This is a genomic window from Rhodococcus sp. Leaf278, assembly GCF_001426085.1.
Classification (GTDB): Bacteria; Actinomycetota; Actinomycetes; order Mycobacteriales; family Mycobacteriaceae; genus Rhodococcoides.
Genome location: NZ_LMRR01000010.1, coordinates 106,313 through 126,837, shown reverse-complemented (window position 1 = coordinate 126,837; position 20,525 = coordinate 106,313). Strand labels below are relative to the sequence as shown.

Annotated in this window: 18 protein-coding genes, 1 tRNA gene and 1 other RNA gene; 9 read left to right on the top strand and 11 right to left on the bottom strand. The window is 63.9% G+C overall.

The features are described from left to right. The first annotated feature begins 3 nt into the window (after positions 1 to 3). The 4 genes from ASG84_RS11785 to ASG84_RS11770 all read left to right on the top strand — a co-directional run bounded on the left by ASG84_RS11785 (position 4) and on the right by ASG84_RS11770 (position 2,762). Positions 4 to 654, top strand: coding sequence for a class I SAM-dependent methyltransferase (locus tag ASG84_RS11785; RefSeq protein WP_057477211.1), 651 nt, complete (start codon positions 4 to 6; stop codon positions 652 to 654). A gap of 114 nt (positions 655 to 768) precedes the next feature. Beyond that, positions 769 to 1,197, top strand: a complete 429-nt coding sequence (gene arr, locus ASG84_RS11780) for an NAD(+)--rifampin ADP-ribosyltransferase (RefSeq protein ID WP_057477271.1) — start codon at positions 769 to 771, stop codon at positions 1,195 to 1,197. A 47-nt stretch (positions 1,198 to 1,244) separates the two neighbouring features. After that, entirely contained in the window at positions 1,245 to 2,111 is an 867-nt protein-coding gene (locus tag ASG84_RS11775) for an alpha/beta hydrolase (RefSeq protein ID WP_057477210.1), read from the top strand. A 33-nt stretch (positions 2,112 to 2,144) separates the two neighbouring features. Beyond that, positions 2,145 to 2,762 (top strand): dihydrofolate reductase family protein, encoded by a 618-nt coding sequence (locus tag ASG84_RS11770; RefSeq protein ID WP_057477209.1) that lies wholly within the window; start codon positions 2,145 to 2,147, stop codon positions 2,760 to 2,762. A gap of 13 nt (positions 2,763 to 2,775) precedes the next feature. On the opposite strand, the gene ASG84_RS11765 is transcribed toward ASG84_RS11770, so the two are convergent. Then, positions 2,776 to 3,498 carry a mycothiol-dependent nitroreductase Rv2466c family protein gene (locus ASG84_RS11765; protein ID WP_057477208.1) on the bottom strand — a complete coding sequence of 241 codons (723 nt, stop codon included), beginning with the start codon at positions 3,496 to 3,498 and terminating at the stop codon, positions 2,776 to 2,778. 68 nt (positions 3,499 to 3,566) lie between these two features. Next, positions 3,567 to 4,250, bottom strand: coding sequence for a hypothetical protein (locus ASG84_RS11760; RefSeq protein ID WP_057477207.1), 684 nt, complete (start codon positions 4,248 to 4,250; stop codon positions 3,567 to 3,569). A gap of 235 nt (positions 4,251 to 4,485) precedes the next feature. Here ASG84_RS11760 and ASG84_RS11755 point away from each other — a divergent pair, with 235 nt between their 5' ends. Beyond that, positions 4,486 to 5,703, top strand: coding sequence for a diaminopimelate decarboxylase (locus tag ASG84_RS11755; protein ID WP_156399478.1), 1,218 nt, complete (start codon positions 4,486 to 4,488; stop codon positions 5,701 to 5,703). Here the strand turns inward: ASG84_RS11755 and ASG84_RS11750 are convergent. The 7 genes from ASG84_RS11750 to ASG84_RS11725 all read right to left on the bottom strand — a co-directional run bounded on the left by ASG84_RS11750 (position 5,666) and on the right by ASG84_RS11725 (position 14,734). Further along, positions 5,666 to 6,364, bottom strand: a complete 699-nt coding sequence (locus tag ASG84_RS11750) for a response regulator (RefSeq protein WP_057477205.1) — start codon at positions 6,362 to 6,364, stop codon at positions 5,666 to 5,668. The genes ASG84_RS11755 and ASG84_RS11750 overlap by 38 nt on opposite strands. Then, a complete protein-coding gene (locus ASG84_RS11745; RefSeq protein WP_057477270.1) occupies positions 6,357 to 8,903 on the bottom strand; it encodes a sensor histidine kinase in 2,547 nt (848 codons plus the stop codon). The genes ASG84_RS11750 and ASG84_RS11745 overlap by 8 nt, the downstream gene beginning before the upstream one ends. Before the next feature lie 32 nt (positions 8,904 to 8,935). Next, positions 8,936 to 9,574: a potassium-transporting ATPase subunit C gene (locus ASG84_RS11740; RefSeq protein WP_057477204.1), complete on the bottom strand. Its 639-nt coding sequence runs from the start codon at positions 9,572 to 9,574 to the stop codon at positions 8,936 to 8,938. A gap of 1 nt (position 9,575) precedes the next feature. Next, entirely contained in the window at positions 9,576 to 11,672 is a 2,097-nt protein-coding gene (kdpB, locus tag ASG84_RS11735; RefSeq protein ID WP_057477203.1) for a potassium-transporting ATPase subunit KdpB, read from the bottom strand. After that, positions 11,669 to 13,441 carry a potassium-transporting ATPase subunit KdpA gene (gene kdpA, locus ASG84_RS11730; protein ID WP_057477202.1) on the bottom strand — a complete coding sequence of 591 codons (1,773 nt, stop codon included), beginning with the start codon at positions 13,439 to 13,441 and terminating at the stop codon, positions 11,669 to 11,671. Before kdpA ends, kdpB begins: the two co-directional genes overlap by 4 nt. Positions 13,442 to 13,445: 4 nt before the next feature. Beyond that, on the bottom strand, positions 13,446 to 13,544 hold the full coding sequence (gene kdpF, locus ASG84_RS26900) for a K(+)-transporting ATPase subunit F (protein WP_082520937.1): 99 nt from the start codon (positions 13,542 to 13,544) through the stop codon (positions 13,446 to 13,448). Positions 13,545 to 13,825: 281 nt separating this feature from the next. Next, the gene (locus tag ASG84_RS11725) at positions 13,826 to 14,734 is read right to left on the bottom strand and encodes a LysR family transcriptional regulator (protein WP_156399477.1); all 909 of its coding nucleotides are present in this window, start codon (positions 14,732 to 14,734) and stop codon (positions 13,826 to 13,828) included. Positions 14,735 to 14,873: 139 nt separating this feature from the next. Between ASG84_RS11725 and ASG84_RS11720 the strand changes: the two genes are divergently transcribed. Beyond that, complete coding sequence (locus ASG84_RS11720; RefSeq protein WP_057477200.1) at positions 14,874 to 16,289, top strand: MFS transporter; 1,416 nt, start codon at positions 14,874 to 14,876, stop codon at positions 16,287 to 16,289. Further along, the gene (locus tag ASG84_RS11715; RefSeq protein WP_057477199.1) at positions 16,286 to 17,032 is read left to right on the top strand and encodes a 3-hydroxybutyrate dehydrogenase; all 747 of its coding nucleotides are present in this window, start codon (positions 16,286 to 16,288) and stop codon (positions 17,030 to 17,032) included. Before ASG84_RS11720 ends, ASG84_RS11715 begins: the two co-directional genes overlap by 4 nt. A gap of 282 nt (positions 17,033 to 17,314) precedes the next feature. On the opposite strand, the gene ASG84_RS11710 is transcribed toward ASG84_RS11715, so the two are convergent. Further along, positions 17,315 to 17,402, bottom strand: a tRNA-Ser gene (locus ASG84_RS11710). A gap of 95 nt (positions 17,403 to 17,497) precedes the next feature. On the opposite strand from ASG84_RS11710, the gene ffs reads away from it, so the two are divergent. Then, an RNA gene (gene ffs, locus ASG84_RS26895) (signal recognition particle sRNA small type) lies at positions 17,498 to 17,592 on the top strand. 55 nt (positions 17,593 to 17,647) lie between these two features. Beyond that, complete coding sequence (locus ASG84_RS11705) at positions 17,648 to 18,934, top strand: aminotransferase class I/II-fold pyridoxal phosphate-dependent enzyme (protein WP_057477198.1); 1,287 nt, start codon at positions 17,648 to 17,650, stop codon at positions 18,932 to 18,934. A gap of 67 nt (positions 18,935 to 19,001) precedes the next feature. On the opposite strand, the gene ASG84_RS11700 is transcribed toward ASG84_RS11705, so the two are convergent. After that, positions 19,002 to 20,519 (bottom strand): DHA2 family efflux MFS transporter permease subunit, encoded by a 1,518-nt coding sequence (locus tag ASG84_RS11700; protein WP_057477197.1) that lies wholly within the window; start codon positions 20,517 to 20,519, stop codon positions 19,002 to 19,004. Between the last annotated feature and the right edge of the window lie 6 nt (positions 20,520 to 20,525).

Here is a 20,525-nt window from a genome sequence, read left to right as displayed (position 1 = left end):
GAGATGAGACGACCGACCAAGTACACCTTCTCGGCGCGCCTGTATGACGTGATCTCCTTCGAATGGCCGGTGTATCGCGCCGGTCGAGAGGCGGCGTTCGAGCTGCTGAATCTGCCTGTAGGCAGCCATGTTCTGGATCTCGGCTGCGGGACGGGGCTGAACTTCGCCGGGTTGCAGCGGATGATCGGCCCGACCGGCTCGATCACCGGAATCGACGCCAGCCCGCAGATGCTCGAACAGGCCCGACGGCGAGCTGACCGGGGAGGTTGGGACAACGTCACGCTCGTCGCAGCCGACGCCACCGCCCTGACGTCGGCGGATCTTGGGGAGCAGGCCCCGTTCGATGCGGCCCTGAGCACCTACGCGCTCTCGTTGATGACGCCGTGGCGGGCGGCCCTCGATGCGATGATCTCGACTACGCGAACGGGCGGCGTCGTGGCCGTCGTCGACATGCAACGGCCCGTGGGCCGGGCAGCTGCGTGGACCCCGCTTGCGAAGCTTGCGTGTCGACTCGGTGGGTCGGATATCGAGGCTCATCCGTGGACGGCGATGACTCCACTGCTTCGGGATCTGTCGACTCGCGCTGTCCGCGGTGGCCACATTCAGGTTCGAGTCGGGACTGTGAGCCCTCGCCTGGCAGAGCCGAATTCATGAACTAACTCGTCTGCGTTGCTTTCAGTGTATCGCCGGGGTGGGGGCTTGCGGCAAGACCCCGTCGAGCATGCACAATCTTCCGGCTACCGACACGGAGGAGTTTCTATGGCAGACATGGCCGATACACCGGAGCGTTTTCGAGTGCACGAATCCGGTGCTTACTTTCATGGCACCAAGGCCGATCTTCGGGTTGGTGATTTTCTGGTCCCGGGCTATCGCTCCAATTACCGTCCCGAGCACATCTCGAACTACATCTACATGACCAAGGTGCTGGACGGTGCCGTGCTCGCGGCGGAGATGGCCGTCGGCGAGGGGGATCCGCGGGTCTACATCGTTGAGCCGACCGGCAGCGTGGAGGACGACCCGAACGTGACGGACAAGAAGTTTCCCGGCAACACGACGCACTCCTATCGCAGCGCAGAACCGGTGCGGATAGTCGAGGAGACGACCGACTGGGTCGGACATTCGCCCGAATACCTGCAGCGGTTCCGAGACGGTCTCGAGAAGTTGAGACAGACGGGCACGGCGGTTCTCTACGACTAGGCGACACCGTCCGGTGAGTTTTCGCTCGGACCGAGGTCCACCCCATCATGACGACACAGACAGTTTCCGTTCCGGGTGCGACCCTGACCTACGACGTGGTCGGCGAGCTCGAGCCCGGGGTCACTCCCTTGGTGCTCATCGGATCACCGATGGATGCGAGCGGGTTCGGGACCTTGGCATCGCACTTCCGCGACCGCGTGGTCGTCACGTACGACCCGAGAAATGTCGGACGTAGTCGACGCGACGACGCGACCGCCGCGGTCACCTTCGGCGAACATGCCGACGACTTGCACGCCGTGCTCAACGCCGTCGGCCATGGTCCGGTCGACGTGTTCGCCTCGAGTGGGGGTGCGGTCAATGCGCTGGTGCTCGTCGGCAAGTACCCGTCCGATATTCGGACGTTGGTGGCCCACGAACCACCCGCCGGAGGCACTCTGCCGGACCGCGAGAACATTTCGACAGTGTGCACAAACATGGTGGCCACCTACGACGCTCACGGCCGGGGACCGGCCATGGCCCAGTTCATGTCGCTGCTGATGCATGCAGGCCCGATCGACGACGCGTTCTTCGCTCGCCCGGCACCGGACCCGGCACAGTTCGGGCTCCCGACCGAGGACGACGGCACCCGCGACGACGCCCTGATGTCCAACATGCGCGGGGGAGGCGTCGACTTCGCACCGGACGTCGATGCGCTACGTGCAGCACCCACCACCGTGGTGATCGGCGTAGGGGAAGAATCCGGCGGTCCCGAGGACGGTCACATCGCGGCTCGCGCAGCGTATTCGACTGCAACGCTCCTCGGATCGGAGCCGATCGTCTTTCCCGGCGGCCACTCGGGCTTCCTCGGTGGCGAATTCGGTCAGACGGGAAAGCCGACAGAATTTGCCGAGACATTGCGGAAAGTGTTGAGCTGAAATAGTTTTCGCCCTACCGAATCAGGAGCAATCATGGGCCTCATCACGTTGGAGCTGTTCGCCACCCTCGACCTCGTCGCGCAATCACCCGGAAGCCCCGAGGAAGATCCCGAAAACTTTTCCTACGGCGGCTGGCAGGCGCCGCTGCTCGACGAGATTTCCGGGGCACAAGTCGACGCTGCATACGAGGGCACAGATGCGCTCCTGCTCGGGCGACGCACCTACGACATCTTTGCCGCGTACTGGCCGAACCAAAAAGGCTCGTTCGCAACGTTGTTTAACGCGATACCAAAATACGTGGCCTCGCGCGGCACACCCGATCTGCTCTGGGACGGCTCGACCCAACTCGGACCGGACCTGGTCGATGCGGTGCGTGAGATCCGAGAGAGGCATGACCACATCAAGGTGGTCGGAAGTCTCGATCTGGTTCAGACTCTGTTGCGCGACAAGCTCTTCGATCGACTGGATCTATGGGTCCACCCCATCCTTCTCGGAGTGGGCAAGCGAGTGTTCGCCGACGGCACCGTGCCCAGCAACCTGACGCTGCTCGAGCCACCGGCCGTCGACGGCAAAGGCACCGTGTACCTGCGTTACGCCCTCGACGTCGGAACACCGGACGTCGGCAACATGGACGACGTGCTGGGCAACTGATGCGGCCGACGTCTCACTTCTTCTGGCGTCGGCTTCCTGCGTGCCAGTCCTGTTGCACGCCCGCCTCGTCCTCCTGAACCCCGAGTGCTTTCAGCTGGGGGAGTTCACGCAGGCTGCGCTTCATCTCAGCGAAGCCGGGGAATCGAGCGAGACCGATCACGTTGTCCCACAGCGCGACTGCCTCCTCATCGCTGGGGAGTCGGCTGATGACCGGACCGAAGAACGCGACACCGTCCGGTGGCTCGAAGGCGATGATGGGGGTGCCGACGTCCTTGCCGGTGAGCGACAGAGCATGATCGGTTTCGCCTTGGATCTCCTCGTCGAAGGACGAATCATCCAGTGCTGCCGTGTGACGAGCGGGCAGTCCGAGTTCTTCGAGGATCGGACCCAGGAACTCTGCGGTGCCGCGATGTCCGTGGCTCTTCGCGTCGTCGGGCACCACCTCGGTGTCGAAGATGTGTGTACCGAGGGCCTCGTACAGCGGCCCGACAGCGTCCGACCCATGCTCACGACGAACAGAGGCAGCGGCCCGCAACAGTCGTAGACCCGCGGTGTGCCCTGCCTCGTACTCGGGTGGAAAGTGCGCGTCGTAGTCGATGTGAGAATTGAGAAGGCGCAACGAAATGAACCGCCAATCGACGGTGTACTCGCGCTGGGCTTGGACCTTGCGGACCCACTTGCTCGTCATCCAGGCGAACGGGCACACCGGATCGAAATAGAAATCGATATCGGCCATCGAGTGAACGCTCCTTCTCGGCATGGAAAGTCTGTCCACTCGACGGTATACGCCACCTCCCGGAACGCTCAGCCTGCCGCCGCTTGCGCCGGTATCACCGAGACGGCAGGCCGTGGCACGTTCCATCGATTGCACCCCTCGCGTAGCGCAGCGTTCACGGCGAGCACGACTGATGTCAGGTACGGGACGGAACAGTTCATCCACTGCTCGGTCGATCCTCCGCTCAGAACGATGCGGTGCACCGGTGACTCGCATGCCGTGGACACGGATGCTCTGCGCAGCAATTTTTCGGTCGCCGAAGCCCACTCGTCCGGGTCGCCGGAGTTGTCGACGTCGCTGTGGAGGCCGACGACCTGCACCCGACGACCGCAGAGTGCTGCCGGCGCATCGTTGTCGAGATAGACATATTTCGTTCGTTGCGCGCACTCTGTCAATCGAGCGATCTGCGGCGTCGTACCGGCGATGAAACGGAACACCCCGCGGTGCACGGCACTGCGGATACCGTCGGTGCCGGCTCCGCATCGAAACACAATTTGGTTCGGTCGAATCCCGCTGAGCTGCACACGATCGAGCTCGTCGTCGTCGTGCGCGAGGACAGTGACACCGGAGTTCCGAACCCAGGTGGCGATAGCGTGGTCGCCGAGCTCGGCCGCGCGGACCCCGAAACCGACCCCTGGCATGACCCGACGCATGAGGTGGATCGAATTGTGCAGTTGTGTCGAGTGATCGGGCGCTTCGAGCGAGAGTGTCATGCATTCAGATATACGCCCGAGCGAACCGCTCCGGGCTTTCGTTGACGGAGTTTTGATGCGACGTACAGAGATTCTTACGGGGTGCAGATGGCGCGAGGTGCATCTGTTACCGCGGTGTCAAGGTCATCGTCCGTAGCGTCAATTTCCCGTCAAGGCAGGGTTGTTCACCTCCAATCGGGACGATGATCGACTGGAGGGCCGCACCCGATCGGGTATTGACGAGGAGACGTGTTCGATGACATTGTTGGATTATCTGCCGTCGCTCAGAGGGGCGCTGTCGTCGCGGTTGGACCATGCCGTGTGGCCGAGCACGACGCACTATCGGCACGGTCGAGTGACCGTGGCAGGAATGTTCCTCGACGACATCGCCGATCGTTACTCGACGCCGGTGTGCGTGATCGACGAAACCAGCCTGCGCGGTAGGTGCAATCGCATCGCGCTCGGGTCGTCCACAGCCGAAATGCTCTACAGGCCAGGCAGTGTGCTGGCGCCGGTCGTCGCGCGCTGGATAGGGGAGCAGCACTTGACGCTGGTCGTCGACTCGATGGCAGCGTTGTCGTCCGCCCGGCAGCTCGGTGTCGATCCCTCCCACATCGTCGGCCGAGCGCAGAGCGCGCAGGCTGCAGATCACTTTCTGTCACTTCCGGTGGGTGAGCGAGTGGGCCGAATCGTCGTCGCCGCAGGTCTTCACCGGATTTCGGATGCGGACCGTACCGTGGCCCTCGCACAGTCGACTCTGGTCAGCACCGATGGCAATCGTGACTACGCGGCGAACGTCATCGCTCAGGTTGTCGACTGCCCTGCAACGGTATTCGACGGTGTCGAATGCAGCGCGTCCACTCTCGACGGGGTGTTCGCGCGGATCATCGAGTCCCTGGGAGTGATGGCTCAGGCCTACCGAGATCACGGCGTGCTCGGCGGTCGGTTGCATCTACGGATCGATTCTCCGACGGGACTCGATACTGCGCTCCTGTCCGACGTCGTCGAAGACGCCATCGACGAAGGCTGCATCCGGCATCGCTTTCCGCGTCCGCAGCTCGCCGTCGAGACCGGGGAGTCGATCACCGACGCGTCCATGGTGACGGTGTGCCGCGTCCGGTCGATCGACCGGACGGATCCGCAACGAGCCGTCGTGGTGGTGGACGGTGGAACCGGTTGCGCCCCGGCCGGTCCCGCAGGGGCGGTCATCGCCAACCGCCACAGCCTCGGCGAGGAATTGTTCGTACTCGCCGACGGCAGTGACCCTCTGCGCCGGTGCGTGATCGACTCGGCAGTGTCGCTCCCGGCCGATGTTCGGGTCGGGGACGTACTCGCGATCGCCGACGGTCCCGGCGACTGCCCGACCGTCCTCACACTGTCCGACGGTCGAGCTCAGCATCTGGATCTGCTCCCCGAGATGCTTGCTCCGGTCCGCTTCACTCCACGAGTCGGTACCCCATACCCGTCTCGGTGATGAGATGCCGGGGCTTTCCCGGGTCGACTTCGAGCTTGCGTCGAAGCTGGGACATGTAGATCCTCAGATAGTTGGAACCGTGATCGTGCCCGGGACCCCACACCGTTCTGAGTAGTTCCTTCTGCCCCACCAGCTTGCCTGCATTGCGGGCCAGCATCTCGAGGACTCCCCATTCGGTGCGCGTGAGATGCACGATCTCGCCATCTCTGGTCACAGTCTTGGAGGCCAGATCGATCGTGAAGGACGAGGTGGTCACGAGCGGGTCCGCAGAGGACGTCCTGGTGGCTCGTCTGCGGACGGCGACCCGTAGCCGGGCCAGAAATTCGTCCATCCCGAACGGTTTGGTGATGTAGTCGTCGGCACCGGCGTCGAGGGCTTCGATCTTGTCGCCGCTGTCGGTGCGGGCGGACAGCACGATCACCGGTATCTCGCTCCATCCTCGCAACCCGGCGAGCACGTCCAAGCCGCCGATATCGGGCAGTCCGAGGTCGAGAATCACGACATCGGGGTGCTCGGACGCAATGGCGCGTAGCGCGCCCGTTCCCGTGGACGCGGTGACGACGTTGTACCCGCGGGCGGTGAGGTTGATACGCAGTGCGCGCACGATCTGCGGTTCGTCGTCGACAACCAGAACCTTGATCGCGGAACGGGATTCACCCATGGGTCTGCTCGGAGAAGTCGACTCCGGCGGTCGATTCCGCTCGGGCCAATTCGACGGTCATGGTCACCCCGCCACCTGCAGTGTCGGACACCGTCACCGAGCCTCCCATGGCTTCGACGAACCCACGCACAACGGAGAGTCCGAGTCCTACGCCCGTGGTGTTGTCGCGGTCGCCCGATCGTTGGAAGGACTCGAACACAGCCTCTTCGCTTCCGGGCGCGATCCCCGGGCCGCTGTCGGCAACGGTGATCACCGCTCGGTCCCCGATGTAGGCGGCCCCGACCCGTACGGGCGATCCGGGGGCGTGTCGTAGCGCATTGTCGATCAGATTCGCCAGCACGCGCTCGAGCAGACCTGCGTCGGCGGAGACAGCGACGTCGTCGACATCGACGATGACGAGTTCGCGACCTGTGTGCGTTCCGACGAGCGCTGCATCCACAGTGTCCTCGACGTACACGATGGACCGGCTCGGCTGGATGACTCCTGCGGCCAACCGCGATGAATCGAGTAGGTTGCCCACCAGACCCGTCAGCTGGTCGGCCGATTCCTCGATGGTCGCCAACAGCTCTGCGGTGTCCTCGGCAGAGAATTCGACATCCGTCGCGCGCAGACTCGACACCGCAGCCTTGACCGCCGCGAGCGGTGTTCGTAGGTCGTGGCTGACGGCAGAGAGCAAAGAACGCCGAAGACGGTCGGCTTCCTTCAGTCCTGCTGCGGCGCTGGCCTCCTGGGCGAGTTCGGTCTGCCTGATCAGACCCATGGCCTGGTTGGCTACGGCGCTGAGCACACGTCGATCGTGCGCGCCGGTCTTGGTCCCGGACAGCAGCAACGTGAAGGAACCGTCGGGGGTGTCGATCGCGGTGTCGGCGTCATCGGGCACGGCGGGTGGAGAATCACCGACAGATTCGACGATTACACCGGCACCTCTGATGATCGAGACCGCGCGCTGGGAGTACGTCTCCCGGACTCGCTCCAACAGCGTTCGAATGTCGCCGCCCCGCAGCACCGTTCCGGCGAACAACGTCAGGAGCTCGGCTTCCTGCGACGCCCGCCGAGCTTCGCGGGTGCGTCGGGCGGCCGCGTCGACGAGAAATGCCACTGCGACCGCCACGATGAGCAGCACCACCGCGGTGACGAAATTGTCGGGTTCGGCGATGGTGAAGCTGTACCGCGGGTCGGTGAAGAAGTAGTTCAGCAACAATCCTGCGATCAACGCCGACAGGGCCGCGGGCACAACACCGCCCAGGAGCGCAACGGCAAGTACCACCACGAAGAACAGGGCGCTCTCGCCGCCGAGAGCGAGATACGGATCCACCAACAGCATCGCCATCGCAGAGACGACGGGCACGACCACAGAAGCTGCCCAGGACAGAATTCGTCGGTGCTTCGGGTTGGGCGGAATCAGCCGGCTCAACCGAAAACCTCGGCTGACCTGGTTGTGGGTGACCATGTGCACATCGATCTTGCCCGAGTTCTGAATGACCGCAGCGCCGATACCTTCGTCGAGTATTCGGGCCCAGCGAGACCGCCGTGAGGTCCCGATGACGAGCTGGGTTGCGTTGGCCCCCCGTGCGAAGTCGAGCAGCGTGCTCGGCACGTCGTCACCGACGACGCTGTGCATACTTGCGCCGAGACTCGCAGCGAGTACCCGGACTTTCCCCATCTGCGGTGCCGAGACGCCGGTGAGGCCGTCACCGCGGATCACGTGCAGCACCATCAGTTCTGCGCTGGACCGCGAGGCGATCCGGCTTGCGCGACGCAACAGGGTCTCGGACTCCGGACCACCGGTCACCGAGACGACAACACGCTCACGTGCCTCCCACGTGTCGGTGATGTCATGTGTACTGCGGTATTTCGCCAACGCAGCGTCGACCTGATCGGCGATCCACAACAACGACAGTTCGCGCAGGGCAGTCAGATTGCCTTGACGGAAATAGTTGCTCAGCGCTGCGTCGACCTTCTCGGCTGCATAGATATTGCCGTGGGAGAGTCTGCGGCGCAGCGCTTCTGGAGCCACATCGACCAATTCGATCTGTTCCGCCGCCCGCACCACCGAATCCGGAACGGTTTCTCGTTGCGGCACCCCGGTGATCTGCTCGACGACATCGTTGAGACTTTCCAGATGCTGCACATTCAGGGTCGAGACCACATCGATTCCCGCTGCCAGCAATTCCTCGACGTCCTGCCAGCGCTTCTCATGGGCGCTACCCGGGGTGTTGGTGTGGGCGAGTTCGTCCACGAGAACCAGCGAAGGCTCACGCTCGATGATCGCCGCGACATCGAGTTCATGCGCGATCGATCCGCGGTAGTGAACTATCCGCGGAGGAACCAGTTCGATGCCGTCCAGCAATGCGGCGGTGCGGGCGCGGCCGTGGGTTTCCACCACGCCCGCGACCACATCGCATCCACGTTCTTGCCGACGGTGCGCTTCACCGAGCATCGCGAACGTCTTACCGACACCCGGCGCGGCCCCGAGATAGATGCGCAGTTCACCGCGATCGAGTCCGCCGGACCCCCGCTTGCCGGTCTTTTTTCCCATGTCGTCTACCTGCTGCCCTGGACCGTCGAGGCTCAGCTCGTACCGCATCCCGGAGACGTCAGACCGAGAGCGACATTGAGTTCCGGCACGTTCACGGTCTCGCTACCGAGGAAACCGAGTTGCCTGCCGTCAGTGTGTTCGGCGACCAGAGCGGTCACTGCATCGACGCTCGTGTTGTTGACCTGCGCGACGCGTTGGATCTGAATCGCCGCGTAGGCGGGGCTGATATCGGGGTCGATACCCGAGCCGGATCCGGTGACCGCATCCACCGGCACAGCGGCCGGGTCGACGCCTTCACGCTCGGCGATGACTGCGCGACGTTCCTCGATGAACGCCGCCAGAGCTTCGCTACTGGGGCCCTGGTTGGTCGGCAACGACGCGGCCGGGTCGCTCGGGGCAAAGGCATCCTCGTCGGAGATGGACCCGGTAACTCGGTTGTGGAAGAACGGATCCGGCGTTCCCTCTTCGACCTGCGGGTCGACGCCGATCAGACTGCTCCCGACGACGCACCCGTTCGCGTCACGCAGCGGCGACCCTTCGGCAGAGCTGGATCCGATGCGGCTCACCGCCCATACCGCCGCTGGATACCCGATACCGACGATGACCGTCAGAGCCAGCAATACGGACAGTCCAGCCACGATCTGACCGAGAAATCTTTGTACGAAACGCATGTCAGCCTATCCCTGGGATGAAACGAACGACGAGGTCGATGAGCCAGATCCCGATGAACGGGGTGATGACGCCGCCCACTCCGTAGAGCAGCAGATTGCGGCGCAGCAGTGTCGACGCGCTCGACGGGACGTAACGAACACCTTTGAGCGCCAGCGGAATCAGCCCGATGATCACCAGAGCGTTGAAGATGACCGCGGACAGGATCGCCGATTCGGGAGTGGCGAGACGCATGATGTTGAGGGCGCCGAGTTGGGGATAGACGACGCTGAACATCGCCGGCAGAATTGCGAAGTACTTCGCGAGGTCGTTCGCTAGAGAGAACGTCGTCAACGCGCCACGGGTGATCAACAACTGCTTGCCGATCTCGACGACCTCGATCAACTTGGTCGGATCGGAATCGAGATCCACCATGTTGCCGGCCTCTTTCGCTGCCGACGTGCCGGTGTTCATTGCGACGCCCACGTCGGCCTGCGCCAGAGCGGGAGCGTCGTTGGTGCCGTCGCCCGTCATTGCGACCAGGCGGCCGCCTTCCTGCTCCTTGCGGATCAACGCAAGCTTGTCCTCGGGTGTGGCCTCGGCGAGGAAGTCGTCGACACCTGCCTCGGCTGCAATGGCTTTCGCGGTCCGTGGATTGTCGCCGGTGACCATGACGGTCCTGATGCCCATGGCCCGCAACTGAGCGAATCGCTCCGCGATGTGGGGTTTGACCACATCGGAGAGTTCGATGACACCGAGTGCGCGCGCGGGGCCGCCCTGGGGTGCAGTGGCGACCACCAGTGGCGTGCCGCCCATCTCGGCAATGCTGTTCGAGATGTCGTCGATCTCCGGGGCGATCGAGGGACCGCCGTTGCTGCGGACCCATGCCAGCACCGAATCCGAGGCACCCTTACGAACCTGAGTGCCGTCGAGATCGATTCCGCTCATTCGGGTTTGAGCGGTGAAGGCGACGAACTCACCGGTCTTCTCGGTGTCCGTGGCGTGCAGAGGCAACGAGTATTCGACTCCGCACAGATCGACGATACTGCGGCCTTCGGGCGTGCCGTCGGCGAGGGAGGACAACCGTGCTGCTGCGGCGAGTTCGCCTGCCGTCGTGCCGGGTGCGGGATGCAGCCCGGTGGCGCGACGGTTGCCGAAGGTGATCGTGCCGGTCTTGTCCATCAGGAGCGTGTCGATGTCGCCTGCTGCCTCGACAGCGCGGCCTGACATCGCCAGGACGTTGCGCTGAACCAGTCGGTCCATGCCGGCAATTCCGATGGCGGACAACAACGCTCCGATGGTCGTCGGAATCAGACATACCAGCAGCGCGATCAGTTTGATCGGGTCCTGCTCCTCGCCACCGTAAGCGCCCATCGGTCCGATCGCGACGACGGCGAGCATGAAGATGATCGTCAGCGACGCCAACAGGATGTTCAGCGCGATCTCGTTGGGGGTCTTCTGGCGCGATGCACCCTCGACGAGCGCGATCATTCGGTCGACGAAAGTCTGGCCCTGGGCGGCGGTGATGCGTACGACGATCTCGTCGGAGAGCACTCCGGTGCCACCGGTCACCGCGGAACGGTCACCGCCGGATTCACGGACGACCGGCGCAGATTCGCCGGTGATGGCCGACTCGTCGACGCTCGCAATGCCTTCGATGACATCGCCGTCTCCCGGAATGATCTCGCCGGCGGAGACGACGACCTCGTCACCGACCTTCAATTCGGTGCCGGGAACCTCTTCGATGGTCCCGTTCGACGTCCGACGGCGCGCGACCGTATCTCGCTTGACCGCACGCAGGCTTGCGGCCTGGGCCTTGCCTCGGCCCTCGGCCACCGACTCGGCAAGGTTGGCGAACAACAACGTGAACCACAGCCACGCCGCCACGAGCCAGGAGAACACAGAAGGATCGAGGATTGCGAGCACGGTGGTGACGACGGAGCCGATCAGCACCACGAACATGACCGGGTTGCGGGCCAGATGCCGTGGGTCGAGTTTGGCAAACGCGGACGGCAGTGACGTCCACATCTGCCGAGGACTGAAGTACCCGGATCGGACCGGGGTGGGGGAGTCGTCGACGTCGGTTTCGTCGTCGACGAGCCTGGATGAGGTGACGGTCATTGCAGTGCCTCTGCGATCGGGCCCAAAGCCAGGGCCGGGAAGAATGTCAGTGCCGCAACGAGAACGGCGGTTCCGAGTACCAGTCCGGTGAAGAGCGGTCCGGTCGTGGGAAGAGTGCCGGGGTTCGGCGCGGTGCGCTTGGATGTGGCGAGCGAACCGGCCAGTGCCAGTACGAAGATGATCGGCAGGAAGCGCCCGAGCAGCATCGCAAGGCCGAGGGAGGTCTGGAACCAGTCGCTGGTGACGGTCAACCCGCCGAACGCGCTGCCGTTGTTGTTCGAGGCGGAGGCGTAGGCGTAGAGGACCTCGGTGAATCCGTGTATCGATCCTGGCGTACCCGGGTCACCAGAATTGCCTTGGAAGCCGGTGGTGGAGGACAGGATCACGGTGATCGACGTGCCGATCAAGACCAAGGCGGGCATCACCAGTACCGACAGTGCGGCGAGGGTGATCTGACGCTGCCCGATCTTCTTGCCGAGGTACTCGGGTGTACGGCCGACGAGGAGTCCACCCACGAACACCGCGATGATCGCCAGCACGAGCAATCCGTACAGACCGGTTCCGACACCACCAGGGGCGATTTCGCCGAAGAGCATGTTGAGCAGGACGGCTCCGCCGCCGAGGGGGGACATGCTGTCGTGCGCGGAATTGACTGCGCCGGTCGAAGTTCCCGTCGTCGCGACGGCGAAGAGAGTGGATCCGGGGATGCCGAACCGAACTTCCTTGCCCTCCATCATCGAACCTGCGGCCTGGGCTGCGACGCCTCGTGCACCGGACTCCGCGACGGCAGCGACAGTGAGGAGCGATGCGAACAGCGTCGCCATGACCGCCAGCAGGGTCAGACCTTGACGACGGTCGCCGACCATCGTGCCGAACGTGCGGGTCAGTGCTACCGGGATGAGCAGGATCGAGATTATTTCGACGACGTTCGACAACGGGGTCGGGTTCTCGAACGGGTGCGCAGAGTTCGCGCCGAGGATTCCGCCACCGTTGGTGCCCAGTTCCTTGATCGCTTCCTGTGACGCGACAGGAGCCAATGCATTCGAGACGGACGACCCGTCGAGCCCGGTCGAGGGGAATCCGGTGTCGAAGGACTGAATTACGCCCTGCGTCAACAGGATCAGTGCAATGACGAACGACATCGGCAGAAGGATTCGGATGACGCCGCGGACGAGATCCACCCAGAAGTTACCGATCTCACCGCCGGCCCGCACTCGGACGAAGCCTCGGATGACGGCGATTGCGACCGCGATGCCGACGGCTGCGGAAACGAAGTTCTGCACCGCCAAGCCCAGCGGCTGCGTCAAGTTCGACATCGTCGTCTCGGGTGTGTACGACTGCCAGTTGGTGTTCGAGACGAAGGAGATCGCGGTGTTGAACGCGACCGACGGGCTCACTCCCGACAGTCCTCCGTTCAGTGGGAGTACACCCTGAACTCGTTGCAGCACATAGAGAAAGAGGACACTCGCAGCGGAGAAACCGAGGAGCGAGAGCGCGTACCCAACCCAGGTCTGCTGCGAGCGTGGGTCGATGCGGCACAGGCGGTAGATCAGCTTTTCGATACGAAGATCTGCCCATACGGTCGTGCCACCGCGGGTGCGCTGCAGGGTGGCTGTACTCCCTGCGGCACCGAGGCTCTCCGCTGTTGTGTCGACATCATGCTCGGTGGCAAAGACTTTCGCCATGTAGTCACCGAGGGGTACGTACGCGATCGCCAGCACGACGACGACCACGAGGATCTGGAGCGATGCTGCCAGAGCTGCAGTCATGTTCTCAGAACCTCTCCGGGTCGAGCAGAGCGACGAACAGGTAGACGACCACCGCGGCGGCGATCACCACGAGTACGACGTTGACAATTCCGTCGAGCGTCATTTCGTCTTTGCCTTTGCACTGGCAGTGGTCGCCAACGCTCGCAGAACCAGTGCGCATGCACCGAATCCCGCGGCCGTGACGAGGAGATAACCCAAATCAGCCATGAACGTTCAAGCCTCTTCGAAATAGTGCGGTCCAACACATCATCAGCGCTGGTCGGAGGGTCTACGACTCTCCGGTCACCGATATGTTTACGCCGTTGAAATTGGCCCGAAGACGATCCTTACGGTTCCTTTACGGCCGGGAATTCAGTCATGACACAAATATGACGCGGCCTTACGTCAGCTCTCTCCCAACAGAGCCGAGCGCTGCTCGGTCACGACCGCGCGGATCGCGTCGACCACTGCCGAAACTTCCGGTCGACGCAGGGTTTCGGTGCGGGTGACGAGCCAGTAGGTCAGTTTCACGGCGATGGCGTCGGGCAGGATTCGGTGGAGGTCGGGGTGACGGTCGGCCATGAAACACGGCAGCAGTCCGATTCCGGCCGACGCCCGCGTTGCTTCGACGTGGACGAAGACGTTGGTCGAGGTCACCGATTCGCGCATCGTGGGGGTGAAGTTGGGGGCCAGATCGAGATCGTCGACGTGCAGCATCGAGTCGATGAAGTAGATGAACGGGTGTGCGGAGAGGTCGGCCGGCACCTGTGGCGTTCCGTGTTCCTTCAGATACTCCGCTGATGCGTAGAGACCGAGCAGATAGTCCCCGAGCCGGATCGCCTCCGCGCGGTGCACCTGCGGTTGGCCGACGACGATCTCGATGTCCAGCCCGGATCGCTGCTGCGACGCCCGTCTGGTGACGGCCACAATCTCCACCGACACTCGGGGGTGGGTGCGTTGCACTCGGGCCGCGGCGGGGGCGGCAACGTAGGCGCTGAATCCGTCGGTGGCCGAGATGCGCACGACGCCTTCCAGTGCGGCTGCGTCCGTGGAGACCAAGGTGCGCAGCGCATCCTCGACGGCTTCGGCGGCCGACAGGGCCCCGCGGCCCAGTTGCGTCAGCTCCCAGCCACCGGCGGCGCGGGTGAGGACTCGGCCGCCGAGGGTGTCCTCGAGTGCGGCGATGCGTCGGGAAATGGTCGTGTGGTTGATGCCCAGGTCGTCGGCTGCGGAGCTGTATCGACCGGTCCGACTCACGGCGAGCAGCACCAGCAGGTCGTCTGCACTGGGGATCTTCGCGCCACCGCGGGTCATGTGTGCAGTTTTGCAGATCCGACCTGCGTTCATGGCTCTTGCGCCCAGAAAGATCTGCACCAATACTCAGAGCAACCCCACAGCATGTGTGGTCTGTCACAGACACGAGCATGCAGTGCCGAGCAACACAGGAGAGAACATGAGCGTCGATCAGCCGCTGACCGAACGACCCGAACCGGATCCCGATGCCACGCCCGCAGGCCTGAAGAAGGTCGTCGGCGCATCGATGGCCGGCACCATCGTCGAGTGGTATGAATTTTTCCTCTACGGCACCGCCGCGACGTTGGTGTTCAGCAAGATCTTCTTCGCTGCCGGAACGAGTGAGCTCGACGCCATCCTCGCGGCCTTCGTCACCTACGCCGTCGGCTTCGTCGCCCGGCCGTTGGGCGGCATCGTCTTCGGCCACTACGGCGACAAGTACGGCCGAAAGAAGTTGCTGCAGTTCAGCCTCGTCCTCGTCGGCGGAGCCACGTTCCTCATGGGCTGCCTCCCGACGTTCGAGGCGATCGGCTACTGGGCACCGGCCCTTCTGGTGACGCTCCGCTTCATTCAGGGCTTCGCCGTCGGCGGCGAATGGGGAGGCGCGGTTCTCCTTGTGGCAGAACACAGCCCGAACAAGTCTCGCGGCTTCTGGGCCAGCTGGCCGCAGGCCGGCGTGCCCGCCGGTAACCTGCTCGCCACCGTCGCACTGCTCGTCCTGACGACCACCCTGTCCGACGAAGCCTTCCTCAGCTGGGGCTGGCGCGTCGCGTTCTGGCTCTCCGCTGTCATCGTTTTCGTCGGCTACTACATCCGCACCAAGGTCTCCGACGCCCCGATCTTCCTCGAGGCACACAAGCAGGCCGAGGTCATCAAGGCCGCGTCGTACGGCGTCTTCGAGGTCGTGAAGCGTTACCCGCGTGGCGTATTCACCGCGATGGGCCTGCGCTTCGGTGAGAACGTCATGTACTACCTCGTCGTCACCTTCTCCATCACGTACCTCAAGGTCGAGGTGGGCACCGATACCAGCACGATCCTGTGGTGGATGCTGATCGCCCACGCGATCCACTTCTGCACGATTCCGTTGGTGGGCAGGCTCGCCGACCGCATCGGTCGTCGCCCGGTCTACTTTGCCGGTGCGCTCACCGCGGCCACCTGGGGCTTCTTCGCGTTCCCGATGATGAACAGCGGACACAACGTCGTCATCCTGTTGGCCATCATCATCGGCCTGATGTTCCACGCCTTCATGTACGCCACACAGCCGGCCATCATGGCCGAGATGTTCCCGACGCGGATGCGGTACTCCGGAGTGTCCCTCGGCTACCAGGTCACCTCGATCGTCGCCGGCTCGTTGGCCCCGATCATCGCGGTCAAGCTGCTGGACATCTACGGCTCGTCTGTGCCGATCGCGGTGTACCTGGCCGTGGCCTGCGCCATCACCGTGGTTGCCGTCATCGTAGCCAGGGAGACAAAGGGATTGGCGCTCGAAAGCATCGACATCGCCGACGCCAAGAATCTGGCCACCGAGGCCGAGCTGGCCAAGGCCGGCCTGCTCGATCAGAATGTGAAGCAGTGACCGACCTGACCGGACGCTCCGCTCTCATCACCGGGGGAGCGTCCGGCATCGGGGCCGCGTGCGCGCGTGAGCTCGCCGGCCGCGGTGCACACGTCACCGTCGCCGACGTGAACGACGTTGCCGCAAAGGAATTGGCGTCGGAGATCGGCGGTGAGGTGTGGTCGGTGGATCTGCTCGACACCACCGCGCTGGACGACCTGAAGTTGGACGTCGACATCCTCGTCAACAACGCGGGCATTCAAACCGTCGCACCGATAGTCGACTTCGACCCCGGCGCATTCCGTCGAATTCAGACGCTGATGGTCGAGGCTCCGTTCCTGTTGATTCGTGCGGCGTTGCCTGGGATGTATGCCCGCCGGTTCGGCCGGGTCATCAACCTGTCGTCGGTGCACGGACTGCGGGCGTCGGAATTCAAGGTCGCCTACGTCACCGCGAAGCATGCACTGGAAGGCCTGTCGAAAGTGACGGCCCTCGAAGGCGCAGCCCACGGAGTGACGAGCAACTGCGTCAACCCGGGTTACGTCCGTACGCCGTTGGTCGAAAAGCAGATCGTCGACCAGGCCAAGGCGCACGGTATCCCCGAGGATGAAGTACTCGAAAAGGTGCTGTTGACCGAGGCTGCGATCAAGCGACTCGTCGAACCTGCCGAAGTCGCCTCACTGGTGGGGTGGTTGAGCTCGGAGAACGCAGGCATGGTCACCGGGGCGTCGTACACCATGGACGGTGGTTGGTCGGCTCGCTAGATTCGGTGCCGCCCGTTCGCCCGCTGCGCCCCCACTGTGCCCGCCACTTTGGGCACCACTCTGGGATCAATGTGGATTTCAGTCGCTCAGATTGCAACAATGCCGCATTCATTCGGATCGGGTCGCCGCCCGTCACCGAATGAATGTGGCTTTGTTGCACTCAGACGGACTCGAACGCCCATTGATCCGAACCAGGGGACCGGACGTGAACGAGGTGGCGGCAGGCGGATTGCCTCACCCCGAACAGCAAGAAGCCCCCGTGACATGTCACGGGGGCTTCCTTGGCGGAGGATAGGGGATTTGAACCCCTGAGGGCGTTAACCCAACCCGCGTTCCAGGCGAGCGCCATAGGCCACTAGGCGAATCCTCCGTGGGGGAGCTTACCCGGTTACCCCCACCATCTCCCAAATCGGGAGGCGCGAAGGGTGGTGATGCGTTGCCCGACGGGAGGCGGCTACACTTCCTGATGGATCCCGCGCGGCGCGCATCCTGTGAACTCCCCCAGGGCCGGAAGGCAGCAAGGGTCAATGGGCTCTGCCGGGTGCGCGGGGTCCCCTTTATTTTCAGCGACACTGACACTGTCCGGGGAACCCCGTCACCGAGAGGCCGCTCCGCATGCCAGCGCAAACCCAGTTGGGTCTGATGAACCATGAGGAGCTCGCCTCCGAGCACGAGCGGCAGAGCGCGAAGTACACGCAGCTCAAGTCCGAGAACCTGAAGCTCGATCTCACTCGCGGTAAGCCTTCTCCCGAGCAGCTCGATCTCGCTGCCGAGCTGTTGACACTCCCCGGCGCGGACTACAAAGACGGCAACGGCACCGATTGCCGCAACTACGGTGGCCTCGCGGGTCTGCCGGAACTGCGCGCCATCTTCGGTGAACTGCTCGGAATCCCGGAGAAGAACTTGCTTGCCGGCAACAACGCAAGCCTCGAGATCATGCAGGACCTGGTGGTCTGGGCGCTGCTGCACGGGTTGCCTGATTCCCCTCGTCCGTGGTCGGCCGAGCCCAACGTTCGCTTCCTCTGCCCAGCTCCCGGCTACGACCGTCACTTCGCGATCACCGAGAGCTTCGGCATCGACATGATCCCGGTTCCGATGGGTCCCGACGGTCCGGACGTGCACGAGATCGCCAACCTGGTCGCGTCGGATCCCCAGATCAAGGGCATGTGGGTGGTGCCGAACTACGCCAACCCCACCGGTGCCGTCTACTCGGAGGACGTCGTTCGCGCGCTGGCCACCATGCCCGCCGCAGCACCCGACTTCCGCCTGTTCTGGGACAACGCTTACGCGGTACACCCGCTGACCGAAGAGTTCGCGCCGTCCTACGACGTCATCGGCATGGCGGCCGAGGCCGGTTTCCCCAACCGTGCGTTCGTGTTCGCGTCGACGTCGAAGATCACGTTCGCCGGTGCCGGCGTCAGCTTCTTCGGCAGCTCCGAGGAGAACCTCGCCTGGTACCAGAAGCACCTCGGCAAGAAGAGCATCGGCCCGGACAAGCTGAACCAGCTTCGGCATCTGCGTTTCTTCGGCGACGCCGAGGGCGTGCGGGCCCACATGGCCAAGCATCGCGAGATTCTGGCCCCGAAGTTCGCTCTGGTGCAGCAGATCCTCGAGGATCGGCTCGGTGCCTCGAAGATCGCGTCGTGGACCGAACCCAAGGGCGGCTACTTCATCAGCCTCGATGTTCTCGAAGGCACGGCCGCGCGATCGATCGCGCTGGCCAAGGACGCCGGAATTGCTCTGACGGCCGCCGGCTCGGCCTTCCCGTACGGAAAAGATCCGGAAGACAAGAACATTCGCCTCGCCCCGAGCTTCCCGTCGCTCGACGAGCTGGAGAAGTCGATGGACGGCGTCGCGACCTGCGTATTGCTGGCCGCGACGGAGAAACTGCTCGAAGGCTGAAAGCTTGTGAGCGGAACTTCGTAGCAGGCTACGAAGTTCCGCTCACATGCGGCGAAGCCGCTCTCACTCAGTGCCCGACGACAACCGCACCTTCGGGGGCGGTGGGCAGCGGTCCCTTCTTCAGGAGCGCGGCAGACAGCACCGCGCCGAGTAGGAAGATGCCCGACGCCCACCAGAAGGTGGTCGTGTAGCTGGCGATTTCGGCATTCGCCTGCAGCAGAGCCGCATCGGTTGCTGTTGCCATGTTGGTGCTGACGTAGCTGGTTGCTGCGTTGGCGGCGACGGTGCTCAGCAGCGCCGTGCCGATCGAGCCGCCAACCTGTTGCATCGTGTTCACCGTGGCCGACGCGACGCCGGAGTCGTCCGGGTCGACGCCTGAGATGGCTCCCTGCATGGCCGGTGCCATGGTGGCTCCGAGCCCGAGGCCCATGATGACCAGGCCGGGCAGGATGTGGGTAACGTAGCTGCTGTCGATGTCGATCTGCGTCAGCAGGCCCATTCCGATCGACGCCACGACGAGGCCGGTCGTCATCAGGATGCGGGGTCCGAAGCGGGGCAGGATCAACGCCGTCGACAGCGTCGCGGTGAGGATAAGCGACGCGATCATCGGCATGAACGCGAATCCGGTGGTGATGGGCGTGTACTTCAGCGTGTTCTGCAGGTAGTACGTCAGGAACAGGAACACCGCGAACATGCCTGCGCCGGTGACGAATACAGCGAGGAACGATCCCGCACGAGTGCGATTCAGAACGATCCGCAACGGCAACAACGGGTGTTCGACGCGCATCTGGATGGTCACGAACACCGCGAGCAGTACGACACCGGCGGCGAGGAACCCCAGGGTGACGGGATTGCTCCAGCCGTCGGACTCCGCGTGAGCGAAGCCGTAGACGATCGAGAACAACGCGGCCGAGACGGCGATCGTGCCGGGGATGTCGAGCTTGGGTCGGACGTCGACCTTGTGCTTGGCCAGGAACAGGAAGCCGCCGACGAATGCGAGCGCGGCGAAGATCAGGTTGACGTACAGGCTCCAGCGCCAGTTGGCCCACTCGGTGAGCATGCCGCCGAGCAGCAGGCCGAGAGCGCCGCCGCCGCCGGCGATGGCACCGAAGATGCCGAATGCCTTGGCGCGTTCCTTCGTGTCGGTGAAGGTGGTGGCCAGCAGCGACAGAGCTGCAGGCGCGAGAAGGGCACCGAACAGGCCTTGACCGGCGCGGGCTGCGACGAGCATGCCGAAGTTGACGGCTGCGCCGCCCACTGCGGACATCAGTGCGAACCCGACGAGTCCGATGAGGAACGTGTTGCGGCGACCGAAGAGGTCGCTCAGGCGGCCGCCGAGGAGCAACAGGCTGCCGAAGGCGAGCGCGTAGGCGGTGACGACCCAGGAGCGGTCGGCGTTGTCGAAGCCCAGGTCGAGCTGGGCGGCGGGGAGTGCAATGTTCACGATGGTCGCGTCGAGCACGACCATGAGCTGAGCCAGTCCGAGCGTCGCGAGAATCAGCCAACGATTCCGATGCGCACGCTCGTCGACCGACGAAGTGGTCGACGTGGCGTCGCCCACGTTCTCCGATGAAAGGGTGGTCATAGTGTC